Annotated in this window: 11 protein-coding genes; all 11 read right to left on the minus strand. The window is 40.7% G+C overall.

What is annotated here, in order from left to right; all coding sequences use genetic code 11:
* The coding region (locus PQR79_RS20285) for a pentapeptide repeat-containing protein (protein WP_368389130.1) at positions 1 to 112 on the minus strand (112 nt) is incomplete at its 3' end.
* 278 nt (positions 113 to 390) lie between these two features.
* Positions 391 to 1557, minus strand: a complete 1167-nt coding sequence (locus PQR79_RS09415) for a nucleotide sugar dehydrogenase (protein ID WP_238102800.1) — start codon at positions 1555 to 1557, stop codon at positions 391 to 393.
* A gap of 47 nt (positions 1558 to 1604) precedes the next feature.
* Positions 1605 to 2240, minus strand: a complete 636-nt coding sequence (locus PQR79_RS09420) for a hypothetical protein (RefSeq protein ID WP_238102797.1) — start codon at positions 2238 to 2240, stop codon at positions 1605 to 1607.
* 33 nt (positions 2241 to 2273) lie between these two features.
* Positions 2274 to 4985 carry a glycosyltransferase gene (locus PQR79_RS09425; RefSeq protein ID WP_238102795.1) on the minus strand — a complete coding sequence of 904 codons (2712 nt, stop codon included), beginning with the start codon at positions 4983 to 4985 and terminating at the stop codon, positions 2274 to 2276.
* A gap of 36 nt (positions 4986 to 5021) precedes the next feature.
* Entirely contained in the window at positions 5022 to 5915 is an 894-nt protein-coding gene (locus PQR79_RS09430) for a hypothetical protein (protein WP_238102794.1), read from the minus strand.
* Between the two features lie 40 nt (positions 5916 to 5955).
* Positions 5956 to 6405 (minus strand): GDP-mannose mannosyl hydrolase, encoded by a 450-nt coding sequence (locus PQR79_RS09435; RefSeq protein WP_238102793.1) that lies wholly within the window; start codon positions 6403 to 6405, stop codon positions 5956 to 5958.
* A 355-nt stretch (positions 6406 to 6760) separates the two neighbouring features.
* Positions 6761 to 7789 (minus strand): recombinase RecA, encoded by a 1029-nt coding sequence (recA, locus tag PQR79_RS09440; protein ID WP_274408461.1) that lies wholly within the window; start codon positions 7787 to 7789, stop codon positions 6761 to 6763.
* Positions 7790 to 7889: 100 nt separating this feature from the next.
* The gene (gene fcl / locus PQR79_RS09445; protein WP_238102786.1) at positions 7890 to 8849 is read right to left on the minus strand and encodes a GDP-L-fucose synthase; all 960 of its coding nucleotides are present in this window, start codon (positions 8847 to 8849) and stop codon (positions 7890 to 7892) included.
* A gap of 1221 nt (positions 8850 to 10070) precedes the next feature.
* Positions 10071 to 11186, minus strand: a complete 1116-nt coding sequence (gene gmd / locus PQR79_RS09450; RefSeq protein WP_238102784.1) for a GDP-mannose 4,6-dehydratase — start codon at positions 11184 to 11186, stop codon at positions 10071 to 10073.
* Complete coding sequence (locus PQR79_RS09455; RefSeq protein WP_238102780.1) at positions 11186 to 12097, minus strand: Stf0 family sulfotransferase; 912 nt, start codon at positions 12095 to 12097, stop codon at positions 11186 to 11188. The genes gmd and PQR79_RS09455 overlap by 1 nt, the downstream gene beginning before the upstream one ends.
* A complete protein-coding gene (locus PQR79_RS09460; RefSeq protein ID WP_274408462.1) occupies positions 12090 to 12899 on the minus strand; it encodes a hypothetical protein in 810 nt (269 codons plus the stop codon). The genes PQR79_RS09455 and PQR79_RS09460 overlap by 8 nt, the downstream gene beginning before the upstream one ends.
* Between the last annotated feature and the right edge of the window lie 20 nt (positions 12900 to 12919).

A 12919-nucleotide genomic window follows, 5' to 3' on the forward strand; every position in this document is an offset into this window, starting at 1 on the left:
AAGCGCCTTGAAGCGAAGCGCCTTGAAGCGAAGCGCCTTGAAGCGAAGCGCCTTGAAGCNNAGNNGAAGCGCCTTGAAGCGAAGCGCCTTGAAGCGAAGCGCCTTTCACCACAGCCAGTAGGTATCAAAGAGCTGATCCCCGATAAAATCACTCGAGGATGACGGCTTTTTGAAGGTAGGTATCAAAGAGCTGGATCCCCGATAAAATCACTCGAGGATGACAGGCTTTTTTTAAGCGCAGCGCCTTGAAGCGAAGCGCCTTTCACCACAACCAGTAGGTATCAAAGAGCTGGATCCCCGATAAAATCACTCGAGGATGACGGCTTTTTGAAGCGAAGCGACCTTGAAGCGAAGCGCCTTGAAGCGAAGCGACCTTGAAGCGAAGCGACCTTAATCACTACCAAATAAATCGCGTGTGTATACTTTGTCGGTTACATCTGCAATCAAATCATCAATACGGTTGGCGACAATGACATCTGCAATTTGTTTAAATTCATTAAGGTCATTGACTACTTTGGAGTGGAAAAACTCAGGTTCGGTCATCACCGGCTCATAAATCACAACCTCAATACCTTTCGCTTTTATGCGCTTCATAATGCCTTGAATAGCAGAAGCCCTAAAGTTGTCGGAACCCGATTTCATCACCAAACGATATATGCCAACCACTTTAGGGTTTCGGCTCAAAATTGAATCGGCAACAAAGTCTTTACGAGTACGGTTTGCATCAACAATGGCACCAATAATGCTGTTAGGCACATCAGCATAGTTTGCGCGTAATTGTTTAGTGTCTTTTGGTAAACAATAACCACCGTAACCAAAAGAAGGGTTGTTATAGTGCCCACCAATGCGTGGATCTAAACTCACCCCTTCAATAATTTGTCTGCTGTTTAAACCATGGCTTTCTGCGTAGCTGTCTAACTCGTTAAAGTAGGCGACACGCATGGCTAAGTAAGTATTAGAGAACAGTTTAACGGCTTCCGCTTCTGTCGAGTCAGTAAACAACACTTCAATGTTGTCTTTTTTTGCCCCCTGCACTAATAAATCGGCAAACTGTTTGGCACGTTCTGAGCGCTCACCCACAATAATCCGTGACGGATACAAGTTGTCGTGTAACGCTTTTCCTTCTCGTAAAAACTCAGGCGAAAAAATAATATTATTAGTATTAAATTTTTCAGTTAAACTTTTGGTATAACCCACTGGCACTGTCGACTTTATCACCATAACGGCATTTGGGTTAATGGCTAATACATCACGAATTACCGCTTCCACTGAACTGGTATTAAAATAGTTTGTTACCGGGTCATAATCGGTCGGGGTGGCAATAATCACAAAATCAGCATTTTGGTAGGCTTGCTGTTTGTCTAAGGTCGCACAAAAATCGAGATCAACATTGTCTAAAAAAAATTCAATTTCAGTATCAATAATTGGTGACTGTTTATGACCTAATTTAGCAACTCTGTCTGCCATAATATCTAAAGCAACAACCGTATTATGTTGCGCCAACAGTATCGCATTAGATAAACCAACATAGCCTGTACCCACAACAGCAATTTTCATGCACTGCCTCAAACATTCACTAAACTGTAAAACAACAAATAAAAGGCTTATTTAGATTGCAGCAACTTGCGATACTCCATCACTTTATCACGAATAAAAGGGCCTTCTGGGCGTGCCTTGTGAGCTAACTCCATTAACCTTAGGGCTTTCGGCAAATCCGTTTTCTCAATATTAACTGCATGATCACGAATAAAATCGACATCCTGCTGGCATTCTATATCGTCAAAAACCACTTTGTTAATGTCAATTCTAGTGGGAGGGGTCATCCGCAAAAAACGATATCCACGATTAACAATATTATCTATTTGTGGTTGGGTGATTGCCTCAAATGCACTTAAAAAGGCTTGCTTGTCTTGATTATTCGCAACAACGCAAATCGCCCCACTTTCAAGCGCATTAATTAATTGGCTGCGGCGTTGCGAAGCAAAAATAGTCGCTAAATCTGTACTTAATTGTATATCGTTATCGCCAACCACCTTTTGAGCTAAAGGCATAAACCCTTTGGCTGTTAAGCGCATAAACCACTGCTTATTTAAATCGTTTACGCTAACAGATACCGTTTTATCAGCATCTAACGTTATTTTGTTAACAAACAATAAATTCAATGCCGAACAAATTGCCTTATCTTGTAATCTGTTCGGCATAATTTTTACCGCTGCCGAAAGAATTTTTTTGTTTATCATTTAAAAATATCCATTGTACTAATATTGTTCACCTTAGTGGCTGTTCATCCCTAAAAACTCAAATACGGTTCGCATTTTGTTTCGGCCTTGCTCAAAAGAATACTGCTCAGAGGCTAGTATCCGTTGGTTATGAGATAATCTGCTCCACAGAGATTTGTCATTATTTAACGACAATATGTGCTCCACCCACTGTTGTGGTGTCTCGGCAATAAGCGTGCTGATGTTATGGCTTAAGCCTGTGCTTTCGGCGGCAATAGGCGACAACACACTAGGCAGCCCATACGCTGCCGACTCAAGCACTTTGCCCTTAATCCCCGCACCAGATAATAACGGCGCAATAAAAACTTTATGGCGTTGAAAAAGCTCACTCAAGTTTTCAACATAACCAATAAACTTAACTTGCGGATGTTGATACTGTTTAAAAGTATCGGGCATATTACTGCCGTAAAAATACACCGTAATGCTTGGGTCTTGGTCTACTAATAAAGGGAAAACCTGCAGCATAAAATATTCAACCGCGTCCACGTTTGGTATATGGCGATATCCGCCCAAAAAGGCAATCCCTTCTCTGCTTTCAAACGATGCCGGTAATGGTTTTTCATCCAACACCCATGGGCATTTAAAAATATTGTCTTGCCTTAACACATGCGAGGTAATCACTGCGTGTTCAGTGTCATTGTACGACAGCACAGCATCCGCTTTGCTGATCACATCAAGCTCAAGCCGTTTAGTGTTTAAAGCATTTGCTAAAGCTTGTTGAGTATGCTCAGGCGAAGATTGCATGGCTAAAGCGGAGCGTATTTCACGTAAAAAGTGTAAGTCTGCATTATTAAAAATAATCGGTAGATTTGGCGCGGTTTGTTTTAAAAAATCGATAAAATGAGTCGCAACATTATAACGGGTAATATAAATCGCACTCAGCTCCGGCAAACGCTGACAAATCGCATCGCCTAGAGTGGGGTAATACGGTGCATAACACATCTCTACCCCTTGCGACTGTAACTGAGCGGTATAGCGGTCAGACTCAACAAAGTTCATCGGCACAAAGATAACCTTGTAGCCTAATGACTGTATTAATTTCAGTTCTTGGATTGCCGCATACGATCCCGCATCTTGGTCAGGTGATGGCGTTTGAATATCTAACATCAGCACTGTGCCCAAAACGGGTTGGCCGGTCACTACAGAAAGGGGATGGTGTTCGGCAAACTGTTGCCTAGCCTGCTGTAGTAACTCCGGATTAATGTGCGAAAGGACAGACTTATCGACATTGGGGGCAACGTGACAATAATCTTGGGTTTCACACACCTCAAGCCCCTGCTTGCGTTGTTGTTTCAACGCTAACTGCCAATAAAAAAACATATCCTCAATGCTCTGGCAGTAAGACGGAATTGCTTGTAAAGATAAGTCACACTTACGGTAAGCCGTCGCCGTGCCTATGGCAAAATCAATTGCTTTTACAAAACGCTTACGGCTGTCATTAGCAGAATATCGGCGCTGCTTGTCCGTCGACTCGGTTAATAAAGTTGATAGTTCAGAATATAAACCTGAACTATCAACCAATAACCCAGTATCATCAACAAGACGCTGAGCAGAAAAGCCGACATGCTCAATCATCAATGCATTAACCAAACGGTCAATACTCCCGACACCCAGTTCGCAATAGCTTGGGCAAAAAACGATATTATCACTGTTAGCTCGGCTTAATAGTGCTGCCATTATCTCTGCCAAGCTTGCTTGCTCAGCAACATCAACGTTAACAATATGGCTCGCATAACGGTTAATGCCATGACGACTGAGCACATTCGTTAGCCCTAAAACCTCGTAGTCGTTATTAGGCATACTGAGATACAGTGATGCTAACAACTTACTTAAATCTGCAGTGACATTTTCACTGTCATTCATTCTGCCATTAGCACTTTTATTATCACAGAAAGTGAACGGCAAAATAATGCTAACCCTAGGGTTAGTCACATGTGGAAAACGAAAACCATTTTGGCTATTCAGCGTTAAATGGTGATAGGCATTAATTGCATTTGCACTGTCTAGACCATCTGCAGCAACAGCGTTAATTTTGTTGGCTAGTAACGCTAACCGATTTGTGTCAACACAGCCTTTTTGTTGACGCGTTTTTTGAACAACATCGACATGTTCTGCCACCAAAGGCAAGAGTTCAATATAATCGCCCCAAACAAAACAAGGTGAACCATTAACGGCCAAACGAAAAAAGCCAGCAGTGAGCCAGCTAAATTGTGGTGGTATGGTAAGCGTAAACTGATTGGTACCCGGTGAGACTTGAATCGTTTTTGATGCTAAAAGCTGCTCATGGCTATATAAACTTAACTCAAGCTCACGAGCTTCAACACTTTGGCAAACAAACTGAAATTGACGAGGCTGGCATGCCAGCAGCTCGATAAAAAAAGAAGGCTCACCCGCAGGAATAGCAAAACTTGCATCTGCTATCGGTAAGCCTTGTTCATCAATTAGGGTCAAGGTTTTACCGGCCAATGCATGTAGGGGTAAATCAATTGAAGTTGAAAAACCGCAATGACCCGAGCCAAAACCTGCTTGTTCGAGGTCTTCACGAAACAGGTTAGCAACGCCTTGAGCGACAACATGACCATTGAGGCAAACATAAAAACTCGCTGCCACATCTGGGGTTAACGGGTTAAAAACCCAGCCCAATAATTTGCCAGAATCAAGCACATCAATGTAGCCCATCACTGGGCTTTGTTGGTTTTCTAACATAACGGTTGTCACCACTGCGTTGAAATAAATGAGCCGTTATTTAACGAAATGGGCTGTTAATACTTTTTCTAACACATTCATACGGGCAGAAAGCTCAGCAATATTACTCACTGCCACATTAACTACCGTATTCATTGAGGTTTGTTCGTTTGCAGGTGTCGCGGTTTCAATTTGCTCAGCAATGCGGGCTGCTTCAGCAGCAACAAGTTGCTGAAAATCACCTAACTCATTTGCAAACTTAGCTAAAAACTTGGCTTTTTCTATCTCTTGGGCACTGGCTTGCAACTCGACCGGAGCCACAGGGCTCAGTAAGCCATCCACGTAAACGTTACAGCTCACTGCTTCAGCCGGAAAGTTTGCCTTATTTAGCAATAAACTAAAACCGTACTTACCATCACCAATATTAGCTTGCAGCAAATCGTCACGAAACATGTCTGCAACACCATGAGCAAGTACCGTGTCATTATGTTTTAGCTCTACCACAACACGGCGCTCAGCTTGATTCACATGACGACACCAACCAATCACTTTGTTGTTGTCTACGGCATCAACATAACAAGTGTAGTCGTCAACACTTGGCGCACTTAACGCTAAAGGATAAGCTTGCTCGTTAACCTTATGGCCGTCGATATACACATCAACTTGGCTAATATCTTCCTTTAAAATCGACGGATTTGGTACTAACGAAAAGGCTGAATCACCAAAGCCTGCTGCCGCTAAGTCTTCACGTGCCGTATCTGCTACGGTCTGCCATAGTAACGTAGACCCAGAATAAATTTCGATTTTTGCAGGTGTATTTTTAGCCTCTTTATTGAATGCCCAACCAGAAATCATCTCAGCAGACACAATATCAATATGAAACTGATATTGCTGTAACGGAGCCGGTGCGCTCATCTGTTGTTTTAGTTTTTTTTCAATTTTTTTAAGCATAATTTAGTTGCTCTATTGCTAATGGGTAAATCACTCAGTATTAATCAATATACCATGCACTGTGCTTATGCACATCGTCACGGCTGATCATTTCTTCTCGGGTAAACCAACGGTATTGTTGGTGCTGTTGGGCTGGTAATGCCGCCAAATCAATATCTAACCGTATTTTATAGCCTAACACAACATAATGAGTTGAAACTTCATCACCAAACACACTATCGGTATAAAAGTGCTCAAACGGCCCAAGACATGCCGCCTGGCTTCGGTTTATTGTAACGCCTAACTCTTGTTGCCCGAGTCGAGTAAATGCATCATCCAGTGTCTCATTTTTTAACACTCGTCCACCTGGAACAAACCAAAACCCCTGTGCAGGCTTGTTATTTCGCAGGCCTAATAAAAATTGGCCTTGGCTGTTTTCAACAAGTAAATCGATAGACACTAACGGGGTTGAATCAATAACCGTTGTAAAGGTATTTTTATCTAAGAACATAAATGACCAACTAGAAAGTGACAAGTAACAAGTGACAAGTAGCAAGTGACAAGTAGCAAGTGACAAGTGACAAGTGACAAGTGACAAGTGACAAGTGACAAGTAACAAGTAACAAGTAACAAGTAACAAGTAACAAGTGACAAGTGAGAAGTAGCAAGTGACAAGTGACAAGTGACAAGTGACAAGTGACAAGTGACAAGTAACAAGTGACAAGTAACAAGTGACAAGTGACAAGTGACAAGTGACAAGTGACAATATATTACAAAATATGCCATGGATAACATGGCATACTTTTAATAGTGAGTAATTTGGAGAGCAACGATAAGCAGCATCAAAATAATCAATGATATAACAGTTAACTTAGAGCAATGGCATCTTTGCGAGGAAAATGTATGTCGAGAATTTTTTGTTTAATTTCTTCATATATATGAGGTGTCGAACGTAAAAACTCGCTGGTATTATCGCGCCCTTGGCCAATTTTATTATCACCATAAGCATACCAAGAACCTGACTTCTCGATTATTTTACCATCAACAGCTAAATCTAATAATTCACCGTAACGATTAAAACCTTGCCCATAAATAATTTGCGTTTTAGCTTCTTTAAAAGGCGCTGCAATCTTATTCTTTGCAACTTTAATTTTAATTTCATTACCGATAACCTCTTCACCTCTTTTTATTTGCCCAGAAGAAGAGCTATAAGCACGCATCTCTAATCTCACTGAAGCATAAAACTTAAGCGCATTACCGCCAGTGGTCGTTTCAGGGTTACCAAACATCACACCTATCTTCATTCTAATTTGATTAATAAAAATACATGTACAATTAGATTGTTTTAGATGGCCTGCAATTTTTCGCATCGCCTGAGACATCATACGAGCTTGCAAGCCCATGTGCGAGTCGCCTATTTCCCCTTCAATTTCTGCTCGAGGAGTCAATGCAGCAACTGAGTCAATAACAATTAAATCAATCGCACCAGAACGCGCAAGGCTATCACAAATCTCTAAAGCTTGTTCGCCATTATCTGGTTGAGAAACATATAAGGCATTAATGTCCACACCTAACTTTTGAGCATATATTGGGTCTAATGCATGTTCAGCGTCAATAAAAGCACAAGTTTTACCTTCGCGTTGAGCAGAGGCAATAATCTCCAACGTTAGCGTTGTTTTACCCGATGCCTCTTGACCATATATCTCAATAATTCTACCAACAGGCAAACCACCAGCACCAAGGGCGATATCTAACGCAAGCGATCCCGTAGGGATGGTTTCTACATCCATTGCTCGGTTCGCGCCCAAGCGCATAATAGACCCTTTACCAAATTGCTTTTCAATTAGCTTAATCGCGGTATCTAATGCATTTTCTTTACTCATCACCAACCTCACAAAAACACTGTATGTAAAAACAGTATCATTTTGGCGGTTTGCGCTATTATAAGCAAGGTTTTATTTCAATAACTCAATAAAGAAGTTACCGATAACAAGTTTATCCACGAAAGTTATCTTGATTGGCTAAAAACCACTGATAGGCATTTTTTAATCCGGCTTCAAGGCTATACGAATATTGCCAGCCTAATGCTGCCAGTCTATCAACATTCATTAATTTACGTGGAGCACCATCGGGTTTCGTGGTATCCCACACGATGTTGCCATTAAACCCTGTGACTTTGGCTACCGTTTCAACTAACTCCCTGATGGTGCAATCAACACCAGTACCAACATTAATATGGCTTAGCATTGGTTCAGTGTTGGCATCGTAAATCGCCTTATCCAGTTCCATAACGTGAATAGAGGCTGCCGCCATGTCGTCAACATGTAAAAACTCGCGCATCGGCTTACCACTGCCCCAGGCAATCACTTCATTGTCGCCACGAAGTGCCGCTTCATGAAAACGGCGCAATAATGCGGGGATAACATGAGAGTTTTCTGGGTGAAAGTTATCGTGCGGGCCATATAAATTGGTTGGCATCACGCTGCGATAATCCACGCCATATTGGCGATTATACGATTCACATAACTTAATACCGGCAATTTTAGCAATGGCATATGGCTCGTTGGTTTCTTCTAACGTACCTGTTAATAAGGCCGTTTCTTGCATTGGCTGTGGCGCTAACTTAGGGTAAATGCACGATGAGCCTAAAAATAATAATTTTTGCACACCAGCTTTATAGGCACCATGAATGATATTGCATTCAATCATTAGGTTTTGGTAAATAAACTCAGCAGGGTAAGTATTGTTAGCATGAATGCCCCCAACCTTTGCGGCCGCCAAATAAACCTGCTCAATGCCCGAACCGGCAAAAAAATCGGCTACGGCTTGCTGATTAGTTAAATCAAGCTCTGTGCGGCTACGAGTGATTATCTCAACATCACCTTGTGCTTGAAGTTGTCTTACAATGGCTGAACCAACCATACCATTGTGGCCAGCAACAAATATTTTTTTCATCTCAAATCACTTAATTAATTTCATATAAAGAGAACACTGAGAAACACAGTAGTAAAAAGATTACATTATCACCACAGAGAACACAGAGAATCGTTCTGAGTTAAACAATAAACATCCTATTTTTACTCGGCGCCTCGGTGGTTAATAGCGCTTGATTGCACCACAAGCAACCCCAGAAGTTAAAAGCCTTGTTTCACCACAGAGGACACAGAGAGCATCGAGAAAGATAATCAAAAGAAATTCTTTAGTCTTTACTCGGTGTAGCGCGCAGCGCCTCGGTGTACTCGGTGGTTAATCGCGCTTATTTACTCAAAAGGACCAAGCCTAAAGATTCAATAATCACCACTGAGGACACAGATAGCACCGAGAAAGATAATCAAAAGAAATTATTAATCTTGACTCTGTGTAGCGCGAAGCGCCTCGGTGTTCTCGGTGGTTAATCGCTCTTATTTCCCCAAAAGGACCAAGCCTAAAGATTCAATAATCACCACAGAGGACACAGAGAGCACCGAGAAAGATAATCAAAAGAAATTCTTTAGTCTTGACTCTGTGCAGTGCGAAGCACCTCGGTGTACTCGGTGGTTAATCGCTCTTATTTACTAAAAAGGACCAAGCCTAAAGCTTCAATAATCACCACTGAGGACACAGAGAGCACAGAGAAAGATAATCAATAGAAATTCTTTAGTCTTGACTCTGTGCAGTGCGAAGCACCTCGGTGCCCTCGGTGGTTAATCGCTCTTATTTCCTCAAAAGGACCAAACCTAAAGATTCAATAATCATCACAGATAACACAGAGAAAAACTCGGAGTCAGAGCAAAACCAAATAAAATATCTGATCTTTACTCGGTGTAGCGCGCAGCGACACGGTGCACTCGGTGGTTAATCGCTCTTATTTCCCCAAAAGGACCAAGCCTAAAGATTCAATAATCACCAAAGAGGACACAGAGAAAAACTCGGAGTCAGAGCAAAAACAAATAAAATATCTGATCTTTACTCTGTGCAGTGCGAAGCACCTCGGTGCCCTCGGTGGTTAATCGCTCTTATTTACTCAAAAGGACCAAGCCTAAAGATTCAATAACCACCACAGAGGACACAGATAGCACAGAGAAAGATAATCAAAAGAAATTCTTTAGTCTTGACTCTGTGCAGTGTGAAGCACCTCTGTGCACTCGGTGGTAGATAACTCTTGATCTCGCCTTAGTGGTAAAACGCTTAAAGCCTTTACTCTTTAGCCACAGACACATCAAAACCGTGTTTTTCGAGTAAGGCATGCTGCTTAGCTTTACCTAAATCGTGTTGAACCATTTCAGCACACATTTGCTCTACGGTTATTTCTGGTGTCCAGCCCAACTTAGCTTTTGCTTTAGCAGGGTTACCCAATAAGGTCTCCACTTCTGCAGGGCGGAAATAACGCGGATCAACTTTTACAATCACATCACCCACTTTTACGCCTGGGGCATTATCGCCGCTTACAGCAGTCACTGTTGCTATCTCATTGATACCTTCACCGCTAAACTCAAGCTCAATGCCCGCCTCTAGTGCTGACATTTTTACAAACTCACGCACAGAGATTTGCTTACCTGTGGCAATAACAAAATCATCTGCTGTATCTTGTTGTAACATCATCCATTGCATACGCACGTAATCTTTCGCATGGCCCCAATCACGTAATGCATCCATATTACCGAGGTACAAGCATGGCTCTAACCCTTGAGCAATATTGGCAATTGCACGGGTAATTTTACGGGTTACAAAGGTTTCACCACGACGCGGAGATTCATGGTTAAACAAAATACCGTTACAAGCATACATGCCGTAAGACTCACGATAGTTAACCACAATCCAATAAGCGTACATTTTCGCTACAGCATAGGGTGAACGCGGGTGAAACGGCGTAGTTTCTGTTTGCGGAATTTCTTGTACCTCGCCGTAGAGCTCAGAGGTAGATGCCTGGTAAAATTTGGTCTTTTTCTCTAAGCCTAAAAAGCGAATCGCTTCTAATAAACGTAGCGTCCCCATAGCATCAACATCAGCGGTATATTCTGGGCATTCAAACGATACAGCCACATGGGATTGCGCACCAAGGTTATACACTTCGTCTGGCTGCACATCTTTAATAATGCGGGTTAAGTTAGATGAATCGGTTAAATCGCCATAGTGTAAGAAAAACTTTGGGTTGGCGGCATGACGGTCTTGATATATATGATCAACTCGTTCAGTGTTTAGCGATGAGGCACGGCGTTTAATACCATGTACCTCATAGCCTTTTTGTAATAAAAATTCGGCTAAATAGGAACCATCTTGCCCAGTTACACCGGTGATAAGTGCTTTTTTCATTAATGACTTCCCGTATAAGATAATAAATAATCTGTAATATATTCACCGTACTTTTTTCTCATATGATTAAGAACGGCTAGTTTAAAGTCTTCTTTCTGAGAATTAGATCTCGGAGGTTTGAGAACTTGATGGCTATCATTAGAGCCCATTTGCTGCCCAGATAATGCAAAAAATGACTGTACTTTTTCGCTCACTCCATCGACTAAATCATCTTCGTATATTATACTGTTAACTGATTCGTTGGGTAATAATCCAATTAGATTATCTAAATATAAATCTGACCATATTAAAGCAAACCAAGACCGCAGTAAAATATTGTCATCGACATTAAACTCTAGTTCCTTGCCAATTCCCCCTCCAAAATAGGTGCCAGTCTGTTGAGCACTTAAAGATGAAAGCAATTGATCTAAGAGGGATTTTCTTTCCACCCTATACATTGTTAAATCTTCGAAAGAGCCGAAAAAACTTGCTAGTGATTGATTCAATCCTTTTCCTGGAAACTTGTTATTAAGTAAGTGCGATATCACAGGTAAATCAGAGCCCATCAATTTATGAGACACAGTATTATTCATCTCACCTTTATACCAAACATCATTAAAGTTTATTGGTCCAAAGTCTCCGCGAAAAGAATGATTGAAGTGTTCTCTAGGATTACCTTTTTTTGTTTTCGATTTCAATAATTGACAGAAGTAAGTTGACCCACTTCGTTGCGTAGATAAAATTATCGTGGTTTTTTTTGCAAATAATTTATCATCTAAAAATGTTGATGAAACGGATCTTTGACTATGATTTATCCAAGGCATACCTTTAAAATCTGAGAGACTATAACTATTAGATATCAACATCTCTTTAAACTTATTAAGCTTTTGCTCAATTGTCAAAAAAGCAACAACAAATTCATTATTAGTCATTGCTAATCCTCTTAAAATCACCAACTTTGATTGGCACAGTTACATCATCAAGATGTTGCATATTATGTACATCCATAAACTTTAGTAACGAAGAAGGATTTGACACTTTCAAAGATGCAAGATTTCTAGAATCTTGCTGCTTCAAACTTGGTTGAAACATCATATTAACGTCTCGACTTTTGAGCCCTAAACTCTCTATAAAGTTCTTTTTACCGTCTAAATAAAAGAACCCTTCATATGTTGAGAACGAAACATTAACATTAAAATTAAGCAGTGCTGCTTTAACCGACTCAAAAAAATCAAAAATATGATTATTCCACCAAACAAATTCAACCTCATCAAACACTACCTTTTTACCTCCTGTACTAGCATTTGCATATATTCCAGTTTGTGTTGATATCTTATTGGAAATGTAACTATGAAAAGGATTTCTCAATAAAAATACAACATGATCAACAGTTGACAAAACACTATTTATTTGCTCTTTATTTTTAAGGTGGTTTGGGAATATTTTAAAAACAAAGTTATTTTCAACAGACATTGATGATATTCCATCCAAATATCTAGCAGGATCATTCAATGCAAAATCCCTTATCCCACTCAAAGGAAATCCAAGATGAATAAAATTATCTTCTTTGTTTTTTTGGGAGCCAAAGCCTAACTCTAAATGTTCATGAATTATCGCCTCATTCATATGAAAAATCTCATAAAACGTACGAACATTATAATTATTTTCTAACTCACGCATTATGGATGTTGAGCCAGATCTTGGGTGTGATATAAAGCATATTTTTCTATTCATTTAATACTCGACAATATAAT

Source organism: Shewanella metallivivens (genome assembly GCF_028750675.1).
GTDB classification, from domain to species: Bacteria; Pseudomonadota; Gammaproteobacteria; order Enterobacterales; family Shewanellaceae; genus Shewanella; species Shewanella metallivivens.

Coding starts and splice junctions, on each gene's coding strand:
- PQR79_RS09455 (WP_238102780.1), bottom strand. CDS start 12,097: ATGACTAATAATGAATTTGTTGTTGCTTTTTTGACAATTGAGCAAAAG.
- PQR79_RS09435 (WP_238102793.1), bottom strand. CDS start 6,405: ATGTTCTTAGATAAAAATACCTTTACAACGGTTATTGATTCAACCCCG.
- PQR79_RS09460 (WP_274408462.1), bottom strand. CDS start 12,899: ATGAATAGAAAAATATGCTTTATATCACACCCAAGATCTGGCTCAACA.
- PQR79_RS09430 (WP_238102794.1), bottom strand. CDS start 5,915: ATGCTTAAAAAAATTGAAAAAAAACTAAAACAACAGATGAGCGCACCG.
- fcl (WP_238102786.1), bottom strand. CDS start 8,849: ATGAAAAAAATATTTGTTGCTGGCCACAATGGTATGGTTGGTTCAGCC.
- PQR79_RS09415 (WP_238102800.1), bottom strand. CDS start 1,557: ATGAAAATTGCTGTTGTGGGTACAGGCTATGTTGGTTTATCTAATGCG.
- gmd (WP_238102784.1), bottom strand. CDS start 11,186: ATGAAAAAAGCACTTATCACCGGTGTAACTGGGCAAGATGGTTCCTAT.
- PQR79_RS09425 (WP_238102795.1), bottom strand. CDS start 4,985: ATGTTAGAAAACCAACAAAGCCCAGTGATGGGCTACATTGATGTGCTT.
- PQR79_RS09420 (WP_238102797.1), bottom strand. CDS start 2,240: ATGATAAACAAAAAAATTCTTTCGGCAGCGGTAAAAATTATGCCGAAC.